Below are 20024 nucleotides of genomic sequence, written 5' to 3' on the forward strand. Positions count from 1 at the left end.
CGCTCATTCACCGCCCGACTTGGGCAGGCTGCGCGGGTAACAGATCCGTTGCACCAGCGTCACCAGGTGGAACAGTCCCAGACTCATCAGTACCAGCACGCCTAGTGCTGAAAACGCTTGGGAAATCTTGAAATAGGAGGTCGCKAACCGAATGAAGTAACCCACCCCTTTTTCCGAAGCGACAAACTCAGCGATCACGGCGCCAATGACCGCAAGCGTGATGGCCACCCGGACGGCCGAGAAGACATGAGGCAAAGCGAACGGAAGCCGGATCTGCAGATACTCGTTGCGCAGCGAAGCCTTTAGAGCCCGGCTGAGCTCGATCAACTCGGGCGGCGTCTGTGCTAGTCCGGTGGCAATACCGACAACCAGTGGAAAGAACGTAATCAAGGCGGTGATCACAACCCTCGCCAGATCGGTGGCGCCGAGCGTGACAATGAGGATTGGGGCGACCGCGACAATGGGCGTGGACTGCACCACAATCAAGAGCGGATACACGCTAGTGCGAAACACCCGGAATCGATGAAGCGACGCAGCAAGCGGAAGGCTKACCGCAAAGGCCAGCAGAAACCCCAGCACGATCACGCGCAGGGTCGCCTGGATGTGGTCCCACCACTGCCAGGGGCCGACGGCAACACCAGCCCGGACAATGGCGCCAGGCGACGGCAGCAAATATTCAGGCAGCCCCAGCCAGCGACTGGCAGCCTCCCACACACAAAGTATGACCAAGAAGGTGATGAATGGCAGCGTCGCCCGCGGGGCCATCCACGGCGTCTTCTCTCGCGCCGACAGCGGGCGCTTACCGGCTTCAATTGTGTTCATGGCTGCTCAGGAGTTCTTCGCGAAGGTTGTCGGAGAGATCATGGAAGAGCGGCTCGCGCATTGTTGCCAGCGTGCGAGGACGGGAGAGTTCCACCGGCACAATMTCGCGGATACGGCCTGGCCTCGGCGCCAGCACAAGGATCYGGTCAGCCATCAGCACCGCCTCGGTAATGGAGTGCGTAATAAAGACCGCCGTGCTCTGCCGTGCGCTCCAGAGCCGCATCAACTCGAAGCTCAGTTCGTCCCGGGTGAGCGCGTCGAGCGCCGAGAATGGCTCGTCAAGCAGCAAGATCTCCGGATCCGCCAGGAGCGCACGCGCGATGCTCACGCGCTGCTGCATGCCGCCTGATAGCTCATCCGGGTACTTCTTCCGGAAGTCCTTCAGGCCAACCAGTTCGAGCAGCTCTTCGGCTCTGGCGATGTCGCCCGGCGTCAGGCGACGGCCCTGATGGGTTATCGGGAACGTGAGGTTTGACATCACGTTCATCCAGGGCAATAGCGTGGGCTTCTGGAATACAAAGCCGATGTCGTCACGCGGACCAGCGACCTCGTCGCCAAAGATATGAACGGAGCCGGTATCCGGCTTGATCAAGCCGGAGATGAGGCGCAGCAGCGTGGACTTTCCACAGCCGCTAGGGCCAACTACGACGACAAACTCGTTACGGCGAATGCTGAAGTTGATGTTCTTCAGCGCTTGTACKACCGTGCCGTCAGACGCCTTGAAACGATGCCCCACCTCACGGAAGTCGATCGCCACGCCGCGCGCCCCTGTTACCGTGCTGCTAATGGATTCCAGGTGTTTCTGGAGCATTACTCCACCTCCCTATGTAGAATCGAAGCACCGGCATCGGCGTTCGTCATTAGGAACGCGGACAATGCCGAGTCGAACTCCGCTGGCGCTTCAATATTGCAAAGGTGACCCGCCCCCTTGATGACAACCAGCCGGCTCCGTGGGATGCTGGCGGCAAGCAGGTGACTCTCCGCTTCCGGCAACACGCGATCCTCGTCGCCGACAATGACCAGCGTGGGAACCGTAATCCGCCCCAGTGCTTCGCGGAAATCAGTGGTGACGAGAGCTTGCAGCGCTTGCTTGTAAGAGTCCGGCCGCAGCGCTTCCAGGGAGCGGCGCAACCTGAGGCGGATCGCTTCGTCGGCGCGTCCTCCCGCCAGGATGTCAACGAGTCCCTTGGCAATCTCCGCGATCGAGACACCTTCTTCGAGTGGTCTGAGACGCTTCGCAAGGAATTCMTCCCTTGCCTCGGAGGTCAGCAGGTTCGCGCCCGCGCTCGTCGCCGCAAGTGTCAGCGTGGCCACCCGCTCCGGGTATCGCAGATAGAAATCCTGGGCAATGTAGCCGCCCATCGACAACCCGACGATATGCGCGCGCTCTGCCCCAAGTTCGCTCAGCAAGAAATCCAGATCGTCGGCAAAGTCGCTGAACACCAATTGCCGGGCAGAATCATCGCTATCACCATATCCGCGCGCGTCCCAGGCGACGCACGTGTGATTAGCGCTCAGGCCCGCGAGCTGTCCGTCCCAGTTGCTGMGGTTGCCACCGACGCCATGCAGGAAGACCACCAGCGGTCCTGCTCCCGCCCGCGCGTAAGCGATGCGCACGTTGCCGCGCTCGGAGAATGCGGGACTCGTCGTCATGACCTTTGCTCCGGCAAGACAGCGACCACTTCAATCTCCACAAGGCAAGCGGGCAACAGGAGTGCCTTGACTTGCACGCCCGTACTGGCTGGCTTGTGGTCTCCGAAAAACTCCTTTCGTACCACCCAGTACTCCTGGGCCACCGACTCAGTCAGCGCGCAGGTAAAGTACGTGGTCATCTTGACAATGTCTCGCATCGAGCCACCAACACGCGCGAGGATCGCCTGGATGTTCTCGAAGCACTGGCGCGACTGGGCGACCAGATCACCCACGCCAGCCAGACTTCCGTCCGGGCGCAGGGCAATCTGGCCAGAGAGGTATACGGTGCTGCCGGCGCGAATCGCAGGCGCGGGCGGCATGTCGTGCTCCCAGTCCCATTCGGGAAAGACAGGGCTTATGTGGGTGCGGGTCAAGACTGCTCCTCGGATATAGGCTGAACAAGCGTGCGTTGCCCCGTGTTCGACGCATGGCGCACGCTCGCATTTGACAGGGTCCGTCGCTTACGCCGCGCGCATCGTTGCGCCGACATTCGTCGAGACCCCCAAATCCTCAAGCAAGGGCAGTACTCTCTCGCCGATGAAGCTGAGGTCCTTGATGAAGTCAGGGACGATGAGCGTGATGCCGTCAAGCTCGGATTCAATAATGGTCTTGGCCAGGCGACGCGCGAGCGTCTCGGCCGATCCGGTCATTGCGCCACCAAGCACCGAGCTCACTCGTGCACCTTGGTCAATGAAGTACTGGGCAGCAAAATTCTGCTTGGCGCTGACGTCGGACGAGTACTCCGCCGTCTGGGTGGCGAGCGCGATACGGTCCACGCCTGCATCGAAATGGTCCAGGCGGGCCTGCGCATCGGCGTCCGTTTCACCGGGAATCAGTGTGAACAGACCGTACGTCTTGAACTCTGGCTTGCCGGCCTGAGCCGCGAGCTCCTTGGCTCGCCTGCCGCGGGCGATTGATGTCGCGTCATCGCTGGCCGTGAAGAAGCTGCCGTGGCAGTTGTCGATCGTGAACTGAAAACCACGGTCCGAAGCTCCGGCGCAGATGATGGTGGGCATCTTCGACGGCTTGGGATTCGACATGCAATCATTCAGCTCGTAGAACTGACCCTTATGGGTGACGCGATCCTCGGTCCAAAGGCGCTTGACGACGTTGATCCACTCATCCGCGAGCCCGTATCGCTGCGCGTGATCCAGCGGCTTCCACAAGCCAAGTTGGCCGAGGTCATGGGGGTTCGAACCGGAAACAAGATTCAGCCCGACCCGGCCATTGGAAATCTGGTCTATCGTGGCCACCATCTTTGCGACGAGAGCCGGAGGGAAGATCATCATGTGCACAGTTCCCCAGATCTTGATCGAGCTGGTAGCCTGCGCAAGGCCCGCCATCGTTGTCAGGGATTCGAGAGTGATATCCCAGTGCCTGGAGGGGCCGCCGTAGCMGCGCCACTTTGCCATGCTCAGGGCAAAATCGAAGCCCATCTTCTCGGCCAGGCGAGTGACCTGAAGATTGTGCTCATAGGTTCCGGGCGTTGCTGGGGCATTTACCGACGCAACCCAGCCATTGTTGCCAACCGGGATGAATACGCMGACTTCTGTTGCTCGCTTAGTTGTGGGCATCGCAGACCTCTCTAGATCATCAGAATGCTGGTTACAGCATGGGTTTAAAACAAGCAGGCTCAAGGCCTCGTTCTCAATGGATGGATTCGTTCGAAGCTATTCGGACGGTGACAGCAGCTTGCGAAAGGCGCTGCCGTGGAAGACCAGAGGTTCCACATGCGGGCGCATCGTCAACGCGATGATCTTGAGCAAGACAATGCCGTGATCGCCAGCAGGCATGACCGTCTCGACCGCGCACTCCATCCACACCGTCGCGCCATCGATCAACACCGCGTCGCCTGGGGTGGTGCCGAGACCGAGGCCATCAAACTTGTCTTCCGACCGCGAAGCCAGGCGGCGCACCGCGGCATCATGGCTGTGCCCCAGAAAGCTGATGCCCAGCCTTGGGGCCGTTGCCAGCTTTTCCCAAGTCTTCGAGGTCCACTGGATGCAGAATGAAACCAGCGGCGGATCAATCGACACCGGAACAAAACTGCTAGCCGCCATGCCTGCCGGGCGCCCGTCAATCATTGCGCACACACCCACTACACCCGTCGGGAAGCACCCATAGGCCTTGCGCAGGAACTCGCCGGACTCACCGCCTTTTTCCGCGAGCACCGAGAATGGCGGATCTGCCGCCAGCCACTTGATTGCGTTCTCTGACATGACTTACCCCCTTTGCGAGGACAGCAACGTGCGCACGATGGAGCCCCAACGATCTGCAAATGCATTGATTGCGGTGCCGTCCTCGAATGATTTTTCCAGCAGGTACAAGCCGGATGTGGGACAGGTAGCGCCGAGTTCGACAAGTACCGGTTTCAGGAGCAGGTCCGGCGCCATGGCATGGGCAGGCCCCGCTCCGAGCATGAGTGGCACGGCGACAACGCCTTGCATTCCGGTGCCGCCGGCGAACTGATCGAGGAACAGCTTGAGCAAGCCGGTGTAGGTGGCTTTGAAGGTCGGACTCGCGACAACGATGAGCCGGGAGCCGGAGACCGCTGACACGGCGCTATCTACCGCCGGCTCACCCCAACCAAGCAGCGACGCGCCGAGATCAACGACATCGATCACGGTATCCGGCGCCCGTCCAGTCRGGGCTTCGACCAGCATGGCCGCTGCGTGTGCAGTACGTGACTTTGGCTTTGGATTGCCAACGATGATTGTGGTAGTCATTTCCAACATGCCCTCGTGGGTTACGCTGCCTTCCGTATGGAGCACTCGTGCGCTCAGGTAGCTTCTGTGTGTAGCGATTTGACCATTCCGCCTCTGCCGCAGCTATCCACATATTTGGAGAAGCCTGTCCGGAAAATTTCGGGTGATTGGCAGGATATGAGCCGCTTGTTTTAGAGCACGCGACCGACCCGTCATGCGACKACTTTGTGGTCTGCGATGGGCTGAGAACATGGGGGCGGAGCGGGTGCGGGCAGGCGCCGTCGGGGCCAGGCAACCGTACTTTGAAGATGGGAAGAATGGCGGCCGCGCGGACTCATCGAGTCGGGAAAGATATGCCGCGGGAAGTTGCTATTGCGCTGGAGCAGGGCCAGCTTGCTRTGTCGACCTGGAGCMCGATGCCGCGGGCGGGCTACGTTCTGTTGCCACGTACGGTGCTCGCCGTACTACTGCTGTTGTGACCCGTAGCCGCCGGCCGAGAATGACGTCAACTTTGTGTCCCCCCCAGCTAGCCTGTGGGGGATCAGATTCGGCATACCGAACTAGCGACGTATCTTCCTGCTGATGGTCTCAGACGGCGTTTCGGAGAATTCGCGCTTGTAGTCGGCGGAGAATCGGCCAAAGTGGTTGAACCCTACGCCCAAGGCGATGGAAGATACGTTCTGCCTGGAAAGATCAGACAGCAATTCCGTGCGTGCCTGTCGCAAACGAAAGTGCTTCAGATAGGCAATGGGGGTAAATCCAAAATACTTGCGGAAGCTCTCGAACAACTTTAGCCGCGATACACCGGCGACTGCTTCGATATCCTCGAGATGTATCGTCTCTCTGAAGTTGGTTTCGATAAAGATCTTGGCGCGCGCGACGTATCCCGGGATCCTTGCACCCAGGGCCCTTCCGATCTGATCCGAATAGTTGCTTGGCTGGGCGATCAGGAGGCCCTTCAGCAGGGCCATCTCGATATCTCGGCTAAAAGTGCCGCAGCCGTATAGCTCTCTCGCGCATTCGACCTCACTGATGTAATGCTTGACCATCCTCCACCAGGCGCCGGCACTTCCCTCATTGCCCTTGATGCATGGCTCAAAGACCAGCAGTGCTTCAGTATGCTGTCMGAGAATCTCTTCGAGCACCCTCTCCAATGACTCTCGGGATATCGTGACAAGGATCTTCTTGCAGTTCCCGGTAATGTCCATCTGCAATGGCTGTTCTGGCGATACCGCAACGCCGCAGTCGATGTTCGATAACAGCGAACCCTGGGGACCCCTCAACTCCTGCTCGCCGGAAACCGGGATGCTGATGCTGTACGTCTTGAGAATCTCCCTGGCGCCAACATCCACGGTGATGTCCGTACCGTGCTCGATATACCCAACCGTGGTCGACATGCCCTTTAGCACTTGTCCGCTGTAACGAAACCTGAAACGATCAGGTGTCGGGATATGAACCGAATGCGGCCCGCAAAGCGCTTCTGAGAACGACCATGCTGCCTTGAGGTCTAGCTCGGCAGCCAGGATGGTGTCGTCGGCATAAAACTGGCTTTCCATCATGAACTCTGTGTACTAAATCAGTGGCGCGAAGCATGGGATGGGTTCGGCTAACCGCAACGCAAGTTCCATTCCTTTCTTCCGGCCAGCTAACTGCGCAAATATGGACCCACCAAGGGATGCTCTGCATGGCTCGTGCGCCTCAACTGAGGCCGACCGCACTATCGGGTTGCCTGCATACACCCGCCACACCAAGTTGCAGCGGGCTCCGCACTCAGATATGGAATACTTTATGTATAAAGTATTAGCGTACCCACTCTGCAACTTCTGGAGCATCAGCGTTTACCCGTGTCGTGAACGCCGACAAATCACGTAGTGGCCTTGCTCATTGCCCTCCACAACACCTTCGTCGCCTGCCGCAACGCCTCCTGGTCCGGCAGCCCCGGCCCTCCTCGCCGSCAAAAGATCATCAATCCCTGAGCGTGCGCTTCTATCAGCGTCGCTCGAATGGCGCACTCTTCCGCCGGCAAGGACGGGTTGATCGCCGCGATCAGATCGTGCCAGATCTGCTGGAACTGTTTGTTCCCCTCCMCCACAAGTTCCTTCACCGAAGGGTCGTGCTCGGCAAGCGTCCAGCACTCGAGAACAAATGGCGTTACGTTGGAACTTGCGGCAAGAACCTCATCAAAGAATTCATCGATGATCGTATTCAACCGATCTTCAGGCGATTGCAGCTTATTGGAACTCAGCTTCGCGTAACGTTCGATGTAACGACCGTACATTTCGCGGATCGTTGCMGTCAGCAATTGTTCTCGTGTGGCGAAATAGTGCTGCAATGTACTAAGCCGGATTCCGACTTCCCCAGCTACCCGGTTGATGCTGTAACCGCCATACCCCTCTTCCGCAAATACCTTGATCGAAGCCTCAATCAACTCCGGAACGCGACTTGCGCGATTCCCTCGCAGTCTTGTCCGCGCTTCCGTTTTCTTCCCATAAATATCCGCTGAAGTAAACTCGATCTTTTTCACTTTATTTCGTCAAAATAGATTTCCATTTATCCATTCCACCCGGCCTTGCCTGCAGATCAGTTCAAACGGCCGAACGCCGGGTCATTTCCCCCGTCTCCGCAGGACGAGGGATTAGCCAGGTCCTGGCGAGAGCCTTGATCAAACCAATTCCAGTACGCAACGCAGCTCGGGGGTCACGCAAACAGTTCTCAACCTGTGAGCTACGGCTCTGGCCATAAATACACCATGTACAAAAGTGCTCACAATTGTTCGTAATCAGATTGTATTGATGCTCGCCAAGGCGGGAACAGGCTCGCTCTACGGTTTCCATCGGTGAAAAGGCTGGAAGCGCCTGGAATTCGATCTGGAGATCCTGACCGGACGCGAACTCGCCAACGCTTACTGCCTCCACCTGGCCACTGAGCCACTTCTCACAAAATCCAGAGTAATGAACGACTTTTCCACCACCGACATAAATGCCGTGATGCCGATAGCCGTCCCGAGTCGTGCTTACGTGAGCACCCGGGAACAGAATCGGGTTGCCTGAACATGCAGGCAATCCAACAAGGCGGTCGATACGATGGCCCGTGGTACATCTGGAAATATCGTAGCGCATAGGTCTCTCCCCGCCGCATCAGAGGAGCGACTATCGTGTGAATCACTGCAAGTCGCCTGCTTGCATAATAGGTTGACATACCTATAAATCAACGGTATTTACCCTATATATGTTACGTTTTAAGCATTTATATCTAATTTTATAGGTTATGCAACCCATTTTTCAATAGGCTAGCGAACCGATAGACTCCCAAATGCGCACAACCAGGCATCTTGCTCAGGCGGGGCCGTCGCAGCTTTCCCCCGCCGGATTGCGCCCTTGCACTGTAAGCGGCCCCACCCGCACCCAAGCAGTGCATGCCGTGCGCATTTCCGCACCAGGGCATGGCATCGCACGCCGCTGCGTGGCGCAACAAGGCGGTTGCGAATCACTTTCTCATCCCCGGTTCCGTTCCCAGGCACTGGCATGGCGTTTGCTTATTCTCGGTCAGGGAGGCGACCTAGCGTCGCTCACCGAAGGGTAGCTAGGGTTCCGGTCGTGCCATGCGCACGATGCCTGGTCCGAGAGCAACCGGCCTCAGGCGCGCTAGTTCGCGCCCAGGCTCCACGGCGGGACAAAAGCCCGGGAGGTTCACTTCGTTGAGAGGTGGCTTCCCTGCCATTTGTCACCGCCGATCGGAGCCGAACCATGCCTGCATTTCCTTTCTCACGTCCTTCGCGACGCCCGTTCCGGCGTACGTGCGCCGGCCTGCTGAGCGCTGCGCTGCTTGCCATTGGCCTCGCCGGTGCACGGCCGGCCATGGCCGAAATCAAGGTCGGTGTGTCCGACTGGCCGGGATGGGTTGCCTGGTACGTCGCCGAGCAAAAGGGCTTCTTCAAGAAGCATGGCGCGGACGTGAAGCTGGTCTGGTTCGCCAACTACACCGACTCGATCGCGGCGCTCTCCTCGGGGCAACTCGACGCCAACTCCCAGACCTGGTCGGACACCCTCGGGCCGCTGGCCAAGGGCCTGCCGCTCAAGGCCGTGCTGGTCAACGACAACTCCTCGGGCAACGATGCGCTGGTGGTCAGCGGCAAGATCAAGTCMTTCGCCGATCTCAAGGGCAAGACCGTTGCGCTGGAGCAGTACAGCATCTCGCACTTCGTGCTGGTCACGGCGCTGGCCAGGAACGGCCTCAAGCCCTCCGACGTCAAGATCACCAACCTCTCGGCCGGCGACGCTGCCGCAGCCTTCATGACCGGCCGCGTGGACGCGGCGGTGGTMTGGAACCCGTGGATCGACCAGATCACCCGCAGCGGCAAGGGCCGCGCGCTGTTCACCTCCAAGGACATGCCGGGCCTGATCCCGGACCTGCTGGTCGCGCAAGAGAAAGCGATCCGCGCCAAGCGCCGCGACCTGGTCGGCATGATCCGCGCCTGGTTCGACACCRAGAAGTTCATCCGCGAGCAACCCGCCGAGGCGGCGCGGATCATGGCCAAGGTGGTCAGCATGAAGCCCGATGAGTACAGCGTCTTCMTGCCCGGCACGAAGTTCTTCGATGTCGCCGCGAACCACGGCGCGCTGGACCCGGCGCAAGCCACCTCGTTGCAGGCCGTCACGCCGACCATTGCGGCATTCCTGCTGGAGAACAAGCTGATCGACGGCAAGCCGGACCCGGCGCGCGGCGTCGATGCCAGCCTGCTGGCCGATGCGCTGAAGTGAGACAGACATGAGCGAGAACACAGCACGCCTGCCCTCCACCGCGCGCGCGGCGCACGTACTGCCCCCATCGGCGGCCACGGCCAACGCCACGCCAGCCACGCCTTCATTCCACGCCAAGCGCCAGCCCTGGTGGGGCATACGCAGCGCCATCCCGGCGCACCGCACGGCGGCGCTGGTCAGCCTTGGCCTGCTGCTGCCGCTGGTGGCCTGGGCCTGGCTGGCCGCCAGCGGCTGGGTCGAGCCGGTCTTCATGCCCGGCCCTCTGCAGGTGCTGCAACGGCTGCACGGCTGGTATGCCGACGAGGGCCTGGCCGGCGACATCGGCATCAGCACGCTGCGCGTGCTCTCGGGCTGGGCCTTGTCCGCGGTGATCGCCCTGCCACTGGGCCTGGCGATCGGCACGTTCCGCAGCGTGCAGGCCTTGCTGGAGCCGCTGACCGATTTCGTGCGCTATATGCCGGCGGTGGCCTTTATCCCGCTGGTGATGGTGTGGGTTGGCATCGATGAGGGCGCCAAGATCGCCATCATCTTCATCGGCACGTTCTTCCAGATGGTGCTGATGGTGGCCGAGGACGTGCGCCGCGTGCCGATGGCGCAGATCGAAGCGGCCCAGACCATGGGCGCAAGCCGCGGCGAAGTGATCCGGCTGGTCATCGTCCCCGCCGCCAAGCCAGCCTTGCTCGATACGCTGCGCATCACCATGGGCTGGGCCTGGACCTACCTGGTTGTGGCCGAGCTGGTAGCGGCCAGCTMGGGCCTGGGCTTCTCGATCMTGAAGGCGCAGCGCTTCTTGCAGACMGACAAGATCTTCGCCGGCATCCTGCTGATCGGCGTGATCGGCCTGGCGATCGACCAGTTGCTGCGCTGGACGCACCGGCGCGCGTTTCCCTACCTGCACGCGAGGCGCTAAAGCCATGTCCATGACGCTMTCCCCCAAGCTGCGCGTGCGCGGCGTATGGAAATTCTTCGGCCGCGGCAAGACGCACGATGGCACGCCTGACAGCACGCCCCCGGCCGCATTGCAGGACATCCACCTGGATATCGCCAACAACGAGTTCGTCACGCTGGTGGGCGCATCCGGCTGCGGCAAGTCCACGCTGCTGCGCTCGCTCGCCGGCCTGGAGCCGCACAGCGCGGGCGAGCTGCTGTGCGACGGCAAGCCGATCGAAGGCCCGGGCCCGCAGCGCGCGATGGTGTTCCAGCACTACAGCCTCTACCCGTGGCTGACGGTGATCGAGAACATCCGCTTCTGCCGCGAGCTGAAGGTCAACACCAGCAGCCGGACCAGCGCCGATGTGGAAGCCGCCTCCGGGCGGGCCGATGCCTTGCTGCGCCTGATGGGGCTATGCCACGTCAAGGATGCCTACCCCGGCCAGCTGTCGGGCGGCATGCAGCAGCGCGTGGCCATTGCGCGTGCGCTGATGAGCCGCCCGCCGGTGCTGCTGATGGACGAGCCCTTCGGCGCACTGGATGCGCAAACCCGCGAGGTCATGCACGACCTGATCCTGCACGTGCACCGGCTGGAGCAAAGCACCATCGTGTTCGTCACGCACGATGTGGAAGAGGCGATCTACCTCGGGCAACGCGTGGTCCTGATGGCGCCGCGCCCCGGACGCATCGACACCGTCTACGAGGTGCCGCTGCCGGCCGCGCGCACGCAGGAGATGAAGCTCTCCTCCGAATTCCTGAACCTCAAGCGCGAGGTGCTCGCGCGCATCCGCGCCACCTCCGGCATGCAGACGGATTTCGAATTGCTCGAGCAGCTCTCGCATGCCGCATCCACCGACCTCGCACCCGAGCCGCAGGCCTGAGTTGCCACCCGGAGACCAACAGAATGGAAACCCCTGAACACGCCTTTGCGAACCCGTCCGTGCATGCCGCGGTGGATGTCATCGACCACTGGCGCCGCTTTGCCCCCGACCTGCCCGCCAGCCAGGTGGCCTGGAGCGAAGTCCTGCCCGGCGGCTGCCACTGGAGCTGGCGCTTGTCGCGCGGCATGGCCCTGCGCTTTGCCGCCCTGGACGCGCGCGCCAACTGCTCCGTGGTGCTCTACGCCGCGCATGACCGGCTGGAGCGCTACAGCATGCCCGACACCTGCAAGGCGCTGCACACCGCGCATTTCACGCGCGGCCATGTGCTGATGAGCGATATGGGCCGCGCCATGGCCTCGATCACGCACGACACACTGGGCTGGCACGACCCGTTCGGCGGCTTGCTGGACGCCGCGCGCCTGCATGAGAAGTACGGCGAGCAGCGTTTCGGGCAACACCGCAACGCCATGTACCGCGCGGGCCGCGATGGCCTGCTGATCGAAATCGGCAAGTACGGCCTCGGCGCGCGCGACCTGATCGCGCCGGTCAACCTGTTCAGCAAGATCGCCGTGGACGCGCACGGCAACTTCGCCTTCGATGCCAGCCTGGCGGTGCAAGGCAGCTCGGTGGAACTGCGCTGCGACATGGACCTGATCGTGGCCGTCTCCACCGCCCCGCATCCGCTGGACCCGCGCCCCGGCTACGCGCCCGGCAGGGTGGGCGTCGCGGCCTGGCGCAACGGCCCGGCCCCGGCCGACGACTTCTGCCGCGGCTACCGCCCCGAATGCGCGCGCGCCTTGCACAACGCCGATGTGTTCGCGCTGTCCTGAAGACCACGAGGAACCGATATGACCAACGCTGCCACCGCTACCCTGCGCACGAGTTCGCTGGACCCCGCGCACGCGACGCTGCGCCACCGCCAGCCGGCGGGTGAGCCCTGGCTCACCGAAATCCGCGCCGGGCAGACCGTGCGCATCGTCGACCTGGAAGGCAACCAGGCCGCCGACGTGCTGTTCTACAACCGGCATGACGTGGCCGAGCATTACAGCGCCACCGATACGCTGCTGCGCCAGGGCGGCATCTACCTCAGCAGTGGCTCGGTGCTGGTGTCAAGCGCTGGCCGGCCGATGCTKACCATCGTGGCCGACACCTGCGGGCGCCACGACACCCTGGGCGGCGCCTGCGCGGCCGAAAGCAACACCGTGCGCTACGCGCTGCAKAAGAAGTTCATGCACTCCTGCCGCGACAACTACCTGCTGGCGATGGCGCATGCCGACGTKGGCCTGAGCAAGCGCGACCTGGTGCCCAACATCAACTTCTTCATGAACGTGCCAGTCACGCCGGAAGGCGGCCTGTGCTTTGCCGATGGCATCTCCGGCCCGGGCAAGTATGTGGAGCTGCGCGCCGAGATGGACGTCTGGATGCTGGTGTCCAACTGCCCGCAGCTCAACAACCCGTGCAACGCGTACAACCCCACGCCGGTGGAGTTCATCGTGTGGGATGCCGCGATCACTGCCCGCGCGCGGATCGCGTAGCGCGCAGAACGTAGTACCAGCTTGCCCATTCCGCGCCCCAAGGGCGCCGCTGCGGGACGACCCGCAGCCGAGATGATTCCCGCAGGACGACCTGCCCCGAGGGAACCACCCGCATGTCCTCGCCATCTCAACGCTTCGACACCGTCCTGATCGCCAATCGCGGCGCCATCGCCTGCCGCATCATCCGTACCCTGCGCGCGCTTGGCCTGCGCTCGGTCGCCGTCTACTCCGAAGCCGACGTGGATTCGGCCCACGTTGCGCAAGCTGATGTGGCGGTCTGCATCGGCCCGGCGCCCGCGGCGCAGAGCTACCTCGATGCCGGGCGCATCCTGGCCGCCGCCCGCGAGACCGGCGCTGGCGCCATTCATCCCGGCTACGGCTTCCTGTCCGAGAACGCCGGCTTTGCCGAAGCCTGCGAAGCCGCCGGCATTGCCTTCATCGGCCCGACGCCCGCCCAGATGCGCGCATTTGGCCTCAAGCACACGGCCCGCGCGCTGGCCGAACAGCACCGCGTACCGTTGCTGCCGGGCAGCGGGCTGCTGCCCGGCCTGGCCGTCGCGCGTGCCGAAGCGCTGCGCATCGGCTATCCCGTCATGCTCAAGAGCACTKCCGGTGGTGGCGGCATCGGCATGCGGCTGATCCGCAGCGAGGCCGAGCTGGCGCCCGCCTTTGAAGCGGTGGAGCGCCTGGCGCGCGCCAACTTCAAGGATGCCGGGCTGTTCCTGGAGAAGTTTGTCGAGCGCGCCCGCCATATCGAGGTGCAGTTGTTCGGCGATGGCCAAGGCAAGGTGGTCACGCTCGGCGAGCGCKATTGCTCGGCGCAGCGCCGCAACCAGAAAGTCATCGAGGAAACACCCGCGCCAGGGCTGGATGCGGCCACGCGCAGCGCGCTGCTGGGCGCCGCCGAGCGGCTTGGCCAGGCGGTTGGCTACCGCTCCGCCGGCACGGTGGAATTCGTGCTCGACGCGGACACCGGCGCCTTTTACTTCCTGGAGGTCAACACGCGCCTGCAGGTGGAGCACGGCGTGACCGAACAGGTCACGGGCATCGACCTGGTCGCATGGATGGTGCGGCTGGCGCGTGGCGAGGACTTCGCGCTGGCAGCCCCCGCACCGCGCGGCGCCTCGATCCAGGTGCGCCTCTATGCAGAAGACCCCGCGCGCAACTTCCAGCCTAGCGCGGGCTTGCTGACTGAAGTGCGCTTTCCTGAAGACGCCCGGATCGACACCTGGATTGGYGCGGGCAGCGAGGTGCCGCCGCACTACGACCCCATGCTCGCCAAGCTGATCGTCACCGGCACCGACCGCGAAGACGCTGTGGCAAAGCTGCAGGCGGCGCTTGGCACGACGCGGCTGGCGGGCATCGAGACCAACCTGCGCTACCTGCGCGCGGTGGCAGCCAGCGACGAGTTCATCCACGGGCGCATCATCACGCGCTCGCTGGCGGATTTCACCTACCGGCCCAACGCGGTCGAAGTGCTGGACGGCGGCGTGCAGACCACGGTGCAGGACTGGCCTGGCCGCGCCGGCTACTGGGACGTGGGCGTGCCGCCGTCCGGCCCCATGGACGACCTGGCGTTCCGCCTGGCCAACCGCCTGGTCGGCAACCCAGGCACCGCCGCCGGGCTGGAATGCACGCTGAGCGGGCCGACGCTGCGCTTTCACCATGATGCGGTMATCGCGCTGTGCGGCGCGCCCATGCCAGCCACGCTGGATGGCGTGGCGCTGGCGCCCTGGCAATCGCACCGCGTGGCCGCGGGCAGCGTGCTGCGCCTGGGCGCGGTGGCCACCGGCGGCAGCCGCGCCTACCTGGCCGTGCGCGGCGGCATGGATGTGCCGCACTACCTCGGCAGCCGCTCCACCTTTACGCTGGGCCAGTTCGGCGGCCATGCCGGCCGTACACTGCGCACCGCCGACATGCTGCACATCGGCAGTGAAACCGCCGGCGAGCCGGTAGCAGCGCTGGCGCACGATCAGATCCCGGCCTATGCCGGCGGCAACCACGCCTGGGATATCGCGGTGCTGTACGGCCCGCACGGCGCACCGGACTTCTTCACCGGCGACGACATCGACGCGTTTTTCGGCACCGAATGGCAGGTGCACTACAACTCCAGCCGCACCGGCGTGCGCCTGATCGGCCCCAAGCCAATGTGGGCGCGCCGCGACGGCGGCGAGGCGGGGCTGCATCCCTCCAACATCCACGACAACGCCTACGCCATCGGCGCCATCGACTTCACCGGCGACATGCCGGTGATCCTCGGCCCGGATGGTCCCAGCCTGGGCGGCTTTGTCTGCCCGGCCGTGGTGATTGCCGCCGAGCGMTGGAAGCTCGGCCAGTTGCGCCCGGGCGACGCAGTGCGCTTTCATGGCGTGACGCAGGAGCAGGCCGCGCAGCGGCAGGCGGCGCAGGACCGCTGGGTGCGCGAGCTGAGCGCGCACCCGGCCTTCCTGCCCGACACAGGAGCCGGCGCCGGCGAACACGGCTCGCCGATCCTGCGCCAGCGCGCGGCCTCGGCCAGCCGCCCCGGCCTGGTCGTGCGCCAGGCGGGTGACCGCTACCTGCTGGTGGAGCTGGGCGAGCTGCAGCTCGACATTGCCTTGCGCATGCGCATCCATGCGCTGCATGCCGCGCTGCAAGCCCTGCGGCTCGACGGCGTGGTTGACCTGACACCAGGCATCCGCTCGCTGCAGGTGCATTTCGACCMGCGCCGGCTCGCGCGTGCCGCCCTGATCGACACCATCCTGGCCGCGGACGATGCGCTGGGCGATACCGACGACCTCGTCGTGCCATCGCGCACCGTGCATCTGCCGCTATCGTGGGACGACAGCGCCACGCGGCTGGCCATCGACAAATACATGCAATCGGTGCGCCCGGACGCGCCGTGGTGCCCTAGCAATATCGAGTTCATCCGCCGCATCAACGGGCTCGATTCGGTCGAGGCGGTGCAGCGCATCGTCTTCGATGCCAGCTACCTGGTGCTGGGGCTGGGCGACGTGTACCTGGGCGCGCCCGTGGCCACGCCGCTGGACCCGCGCCACCGGCTGGTCACCACCAAGTACAACCCGGCCCGCACCTGGACGCCGGAGAACGCGGTGGGCATCGGCGGCGCCTATATGTGCGTCTATGGCATGGAAGGGCCCGGCGGCTACCAGTTCGTTGGCCGCACGCTGCAGATGTGGAACCGCTGGCGCGACGCGCAAAGCGGCGCCGCCGACTTCGACGCGGGCAAGCCGTGGCTGCTGCGCTTCTTCGACCAGATCCGCTTCTATCCTGTCAGCGAAGACGATCTCACCAAGATCCGGCGCGACTTCCCCGCGGGTCGCTATCCGCTGCGCATCGAGCAAGGCACGTTTGGCATGCGCGACTACCGTCGCTTCCTGGACAAGCATGCAACGGATATCGCGGCGTTCAGGCAATGCCAGCAAGCCGCGTTCGGCGCGGAGCGGGAACGCTGGCGCGCGCTCGGGCAGGCCGAGTACGTGGACGAAACGCAGGCGCCCTCCGCCGCTGCGGCCCACGCCACCGAACTCCCGGAGCAAGCCCATGTGGTGTGCAGCCAGGTACCCGGCAGCGTGTGGCGCGTGCTGGTAAAGGAAGGCGACGCGGTGGCCGAGGGCGACACGCTGGCCATCGTGGAATCGATGAAGATGGAGTTTGCCATCACGGCGCCTTGCGCCGGCTACGCCTGGCGCGTGGCCTGCCGCGAAGGCGCGCCCGTGAGCGCCGGGCAGGAAGTCGTCATCGTGGTGCCGCAAAGCGTGGCAGCGAAGGAGGCAGCATGACGGTCCCCTTCTCGCTCGATATCGCCTCGCTGCAAGCGGCTTACCAACGCGGCGAACGCACGCCCACCGAGGTCATCGAAGCGGTGATTGCGGCGACAGAGCACGATCCGCATCACGCGTGGATCCATCGCCTCGACGCCACGGCCCTGCGTGCCCGGGCAAGGGAGCTGGAACAGAACGGGCCGGCCGGCCTGCCCTTGTACGGCATTCCGTTCGCGATCAAGGACAACATCGACCTGGCCGGCGTGCCGACCACGGCCGCCTGCCCGGACTACACCTATATGCCGGCCCGCAGTGCTTTCGTGGTGCAACGGCTGCTGGATGCCGGCGCCATTGCCGTGGGCAAGACCAACCTCGACCAGTTCGCCACCGGGCTCAACGGCACCCGCTCGCCCTATGGCGCCTGCCACAATGCCTTCGATCCCGAGCGCATCTCCGGCGGCTCCAGCTCCGGCTCCGCCGTGGCGGTGGCCCTGGGGCAGGTGAGCTTCGCGCTGGGCACCGACACGGCGGGCTCCGGCCGCGTGCCCGCCGCGTTCAATCACCTGGTGGGGCTCAAGCCGAGCTGCGGTCTGCTGTCGACCAGCGGCGTGGTGCCGGCCTGCCGCTCGCTCGATACGCCCTCGGTCTTCGCGCTGACCGCCGACGACGCGCACCGTGTGTTCGCGGTGGCGCAGGGCTTCGATGCCGACGACCCCTATGCGCGCCCGGTCCAGCCGCATGGTTTCGACTTCGGCGTCGCTGCTGCATTCCGCCTCGGCGTGCCGGCGCCGGGGCAGCTGCGCTTCTTCCAGCCAGGCTATGCCGACGCCTTCGCCCAAGCGTGCGCGCATGCCCGCGCGCTGGGCGCCGAGCTGGTCGAGATTGATTTCGCCCCGTTCCTCGAAGCCGCCCGGCTGCTGTACGAAGGCCCCTGGGTGGCCGAGCGCTACCAGGCCATCCGCGCCTTCGTCGATGCGCATCCGCATTCGCTGTACCCGGTCACGCAGCAGATCACGCTGGGCGGCGCCACACCGCTGGCCGCCGATGCCTTCGCCGCCATGTACCGGCTGCGCGCGCTGCAGCGCCAGAGCGAAGCCGCCTGGGCCCAGGCGGACGCCCTGCTGCTGCCCACCGTACCTGGGCATCCGACCATCGCCGCCATGCTGGCGGAGCCGGTCGCGCGCAACAGCGAGCTGGGCCTGTACACCAACTTCATGAACCTGCTGGACTGCGCCGGCATTGCCGTGCCCGCCGGCTTCCTCGCCGACGGTCTGCCCTTCGGCATCACGCTGGTCGCGCCGGCCCACCAGGACGTGCCGCTGCTGCATCTGGCGCGGCGCTGGCAATATGCCCTGCAAGGACGCGCGGCCACGATGGGCGCAACGGGCAGGACGTTGCCCGCCGCCGCCAGTGTGCCGCCCGCCGGGCGCAGCGGCCAGCTGCAAGTCGCCGTCTGCGGCGCCCACCTGCAAGGCCAGCCCCTGCACCACCAGCTGGCCGAGCGTGGCGCGCGCCTGCTGGCACGTACCCGCACGGCGCCGAGCTACCGCCTCTACGCGCTGGCCGGCGCCGGCGTGCAGCGGCCCGGCCTTGTACGCGTGGGGCAAGCCGAAGGTGCCGCCATCGAGGTCGAAGTATGGGAGATGCCCGAGGCCCGCTTCGGCAGCTTCGCCGCCGGCATTCCCGCGCCCCTCGGTATCGGCCGCACCGTACTGGCCGACGGCAGCAGCGTTCCAGGCTTTATCTGCGAACCGTGCGGCATAGCCGGCGCGACCGACATCACGGAATTTGGCGGCTGGCGGGCGTGGCGCGCCCACCAGGCAGCCATCGGCACGGAGCCGCCGCCGCACTGAGCCCCCCGCCGTTCTCTCCTGTTTGCCGTTTTTTGTTCCCATCCACCCACTGGTCCCAACCGTGAGTTCCACCATGTTCGCCCCTACTACAGGCACGCCCTCCCATCGTCCGTCGTCGCCGCGCGTGGTTCCCGCGTGGCTGGCCGCTTGCGCGCTGCTAGCCTGCGCAGCGCCGGTCACGGCCCAGGATAGCGGCCAAGCCGCCCAAGCCGCCGAGGCGAATGCGCCGGAAGCCGCACCTGCGKAGCCGGCCGGCCCTTACACGTTCACGGGCCATCTCGACGCCGTCTCCCGCTATGTCCTGCGCGGCGCCACCACCACCTACGGCAACGGCGCCCCACTGGGTAACGCCGGCGGCGACGCCCCGGAATMCTCGCGGCCAGCACTGCAATGGGGCGTGGACCTGGCGCATGAAAGCGGCTGGAGCATCGGCTACTGGGCGTCGATGATCAACTACTCGTACCAGCAACTGGGCAACTCCTACAGCGACCGCTCGATCACCAGCTTCCAGACCGCGAAGTCKATCGAGAACGATTTCTACGGGGCCTATAGCGGGAAGATCGTCGGGGACCTCGGCTACACGGTCGKGATGACGGCCTATTACTACATCAATGGCTCCCATGCCAATGCGCTGGAATCCAGGCTCGGCCTGAGCTATGGGCCGTTCAGCCTGAATGCGCAGACGCTGCTCAACGATGTGGTGTGGGGGAACAAGGGGGATACGTACTGGACGCTGGTCTATACCAAGACCTTGCCCTATGGCATTACCTTCACCGGCACGGTGGGGGCATACACGTACAAGAAGGAGGGAAAGTACCTTGGCACCACTGATACGCTCAGCGGGACTTCATGCGGGCCACATGGCGCGTTTGTCGTCAATGGATGCTTTGCGGGGAATACGCCGTACAGCGGAGCCTTCCGGCATCTCACACTGGCGCTTGCCGCGCCGATTCCCGGGACGCCGCTTAGCGCAGGGCTTCAGTGGATTATTGGGGGGTATAACCGGTTTGGGGTGCATCAGGAGAATCGGGTCTTGGCTTCGGTTAGTTATGGGTTTTGAGCGAATTGGGAAGCAKGACAAC

18 protein-coding genes, 1 pseudogene and 1 riboswitch are annotated in these 20024 nt (G+C 64.1%); of the genes and pseudogenes, 9 read left to right on the forward strand and 10 right to left on the reverse strand.

Annotated features, from left to right (window positions below):
- Window positions 1–3: 3 nt before the first annotated feature.
- Genes AC1DKV_RS17940 through AC1DKV_RS17950 form a run of 3 tightly spaced genes read right to left on the reverse strand, consistent with a single transcriptional unit; the run spans window position 4 to window position 2400 of the window.
- Entirely contained in the window at window positions 4–822 is an 819-nt protein-coding gene (locus AC1DKV_RS17940; protein ID WP_477137730.1) for an ABC transporter permease, read from the reverse strand.
- A complete protein-coding gene (locus AC1DKV_RS17945; protein ID WP_477137731.1) occupies window positions 809–1633 on the reverse strand; it encodes an ABC transporter ATP-binding protein in 825 nt (274 codons plus the stop codon). Before AC1DKV_RS17945 ends, AC1DKV_RS17940 begins: the two co-directional genes overlap by 14 nt.
- Window positions 1633–2400, reverse strand: a complete 768-nt coding sequence (locus tag AC1DKV_RS17950; RefSeq protein WP_477137762.1) for an alpha/beta fold hydrolase — start codon at window positions 2398–2400, stop codon at window positions 1633–1635. The genes AC1DKV_RS17945 and AC1DKV_RS17950 overlap by 1 nt, the downstream gene beginning before the upstream one ends.
- Here AC1DKV_RS17950 and AC1DKV_RS17955 point away from each other — a divergent pair.
- A pseudogene (locus AC1DKV_RS17955) lies at window positions 2391–2477 on the forward strand (hypothetical protein); the annotation flags it as partial. The gene AC1DKV_RS17950 and the pseudogene AC1DKV_RS17955 sit on opposite strands and share 10 nt — an antisense overlap.
- Here the strand turns inward: AC1DKV_RS17955 and AC1DKV_RS17960 are convergent.
- From AC1DKV_RS17960 to AC1DKV_RS17990, 7 genes are all read right to left on the reverse strand, one after another.
- Entirely contained in the window at window positions 2472–2888 is a 417-nt protein-coding gene (locus AC1DKV_RS17960) for a RidA family protein (RefSeq protein ID WP_441620851.1), read from the reverse strand. The pseudogene AC1DKV_RS17955 and the gene AC1DKV_RS17960 sit on opposite strands and share 6 nt — an antisense overlap.
- Window positions 2889–2975: 87 nt before the next feature.
- Window positions 2976–4088, reverse strand: coding sequence for an LLM class flavin-dependent oxidoreductase (locus tag AC1DKV_RS17965; protein WP_477137732.1), 1113 nt, complete (start codon window positions 4086–4088; stop codon window positions 2976–2978).
- Window positions 4089–4184: 96 nt separating this feature from the next.
- Window positions 4185–4733, reverse strand: coding sequence for a flavin reductase family protein (locus tag AC1DKV_RS17970; protein ID WP_441620855.1), 549 nt, complete (start codon window positions 4731–4733; stop codon window positions 4185–4187).
- Between the two features lie 3 nt (window positions 4734–4736).
- On the reverse strand, window positions 4737–5249 hold the full coding sequence (locus AC1DKV_RS17975) for an NAD(P)H-dependent oxidoreductase (protein ID WP_477137733.1): 513 nt from the start codon (window positions 5247–5249) through the stop codon (window positions 4737–4739).
- Window positions 5250–5779: 530 nt separating this feature from the next.
- Window positions 5780–6778 (reverse strand): AraC family transcriptional regulator, encoded by a 999-nt coding sequence (locus AC1DKV_RS17980; protein ID WP_477137734.1) that lies wholly within the window; start codon window positions 6776–6778, stop codon window positions 5780–5782.
- A 305-nt stretch (window positions 6779–7083) separates the two neighbouring features.
- Window positions 7084–7743 (reverse strand): TetR/AcrR family transcriptional regulator, encoded by a 660-nt coding sequence (locus tag AC1DKV_RS17985; RefSeq protein ID WP_477137735.1) that lies wholly within the window; start codon window positions 7741–7743, stop codon window positions 7084–7086.
- Between the two features lie 61 nt (window positions 7744–7804).
- Window positions 7805–8338, reverse strand: a complete 534-nt coding sequence (locus AC1DKV_RS17990; protein ID WP_441620863.1) for a lecithin retinol acyltransferase family protein — start codon at window positions 8336–8338, stop codon at window positions 7805–7807.
- Window positions 8339–8790: 452 nt separating this feature from the next.
- A riboswitch (guanidine-I (ykkC/yxkD leader) is annotated at window positions 8791–8908 on the forward strand.
- Window positions 8909–8965: 57 nt separating this feature from the next.
- On the opposite strand from AC1DKV_RS17990, the gene AC1DKV_RS17995 reads away from it, so the two are divergent.
- The 8 genes from AC1DKV_RS17995 to AC1DKV_RS18030 all read left to right on the forward strand — a co-directional run bounded on the left by AC1DKV_RS17995 (window position 8966) and on the right by AC1DKV_RS18030 (window position 20002).
- Window positions 8966–9979 carry an ABC transporter substrate-binding protein gene (locus tag AC1DKV_RS17995; RefSeq protein WP_477137736.1) on the forward strand — a complete coding sequence of 338 codons (1014 nt, stop codon included), beginning with the start codon at window positions 8966–8968 and terminating at the stop codon, window positions 9977–9979.
- Between the two features lie 7 nt (window positions 9980–9986).
- Window positions 9987–10889 carry an ABC transporter permease gene (locus AC1DKV_RS18000; protein WP_477137737.1) on the forward strand — a complete coding sequence of 301 codons (903 nt, stop codon included), beginning with the start codon at window positions 9987–9989 and terminating at the stop codon, window positions 10887–10889.
- Window positions 10890–10893: 4 nt separating this feature from the next.
- Window positions 10894–11790 carry an ABC transporter ATP-binding protein gene (locus AC1DKV_RS18005; RefSeq protein WP_441620869.1) on the forward strand — a complete coding sequence of 299 codons (897 nt, stop codon included), beginning with the start codon at window positions 10894–10896 and terminating at the stop codon, window positions 11788–11790.
- Window positions 11791–11813: 23 nt separating this feature from the next.
- Window positions 11814–12620: an urea amidolyase associated protein UAAP1 gene (locus AC1DKV_RS18010; protein WP_441620871.1), complete on the forward strand. Its 807-nt coding sequence runs from the start codon at window positions 11814–11816 to the stop codon at window positions 12618–12620.
- A gap of 18 nt (window positions 12621–12638) precedes the next feature.
- Entirely contained in the window at window positions 12639–13325 is a 687-nt protein-coding gene (locus tag AC1DKV_RS18015) for an urea amidolyase associated protein UAAP2 (protein WP_477137738.1), read from the forward strand.
- Between the two features lie 113 nt (window positions 13326–13438).
- Window positions 13439–17107: an urea carboxylase gene (uca, locus tag AC1DKV_RS18020; RefSeq protein ID WP_477137739.1), complete on the forward strand. Its 3669-nt coding sequence runs from the start codon at window positions 13439–13441 to the stop codon at window positions 17105–17107.
- A complete protein-coding gene (atzF, locus tag AC1DKV_RS18025; protein ID WP_441620877.1) occupies window positions 17104–18942 on the forward strand; it encodes an allophanate hydrolase in 1839 nt (612 codons plus the stop codon). The genes uca and atzF overlap by 4 nt, the downstream gene beginning before the upstream one ends.
- Before the next feature lie 73 nt (window positions 18943–19015).
- Window positions 19016–20002 carry a TorF family putative porin gene (locus tag AC1DKV_RS18030; protein ID WP_477137740.1) on the forward strand — a complete coding sequence of 329 codons (987 nt, stop codon included), beginning with the start codon at window positions 19016–19018 and terminating at the stop codon, window positions 20000–20002.
- The last annotated feature ends 22 nt before the right edge of the window (window positions 20003–20024 follow it).

Source organism: Cupriavidus sp. 05T41, from assembly GCF_056396525.1.

Coding starts and splice junctions, on each gene's coding strand:
- AC1DKV_RS17970 (WP_441620855.1), bottom strand. CDS start 4,733: ATGTCAGAGAACGCAATCAAGTGGCTGGCGGCAGATCCGCCATTCTCG.
- AC1DKV_RS17990 (WP_441620863.1), bottom strand. CDS start 8,338: ATGCGCTACGATATTTCCAGATGTACCACGGGCCATCGTATCGACCGC.
- AC1DKV_RS18010 (WP_441620871.1), top strand. CDS start 11,814: ATGGAAACCCCTGAACACGCCTTTGCGAACCCGTCCGTGCATGCCGCG.
- atzF (WP_441620877.1), top strand. CDS start 17,104: ATGACGGTCCCCTTCTCGCTCGATATCGCCTCGCTGCAAGCGGCTTAC.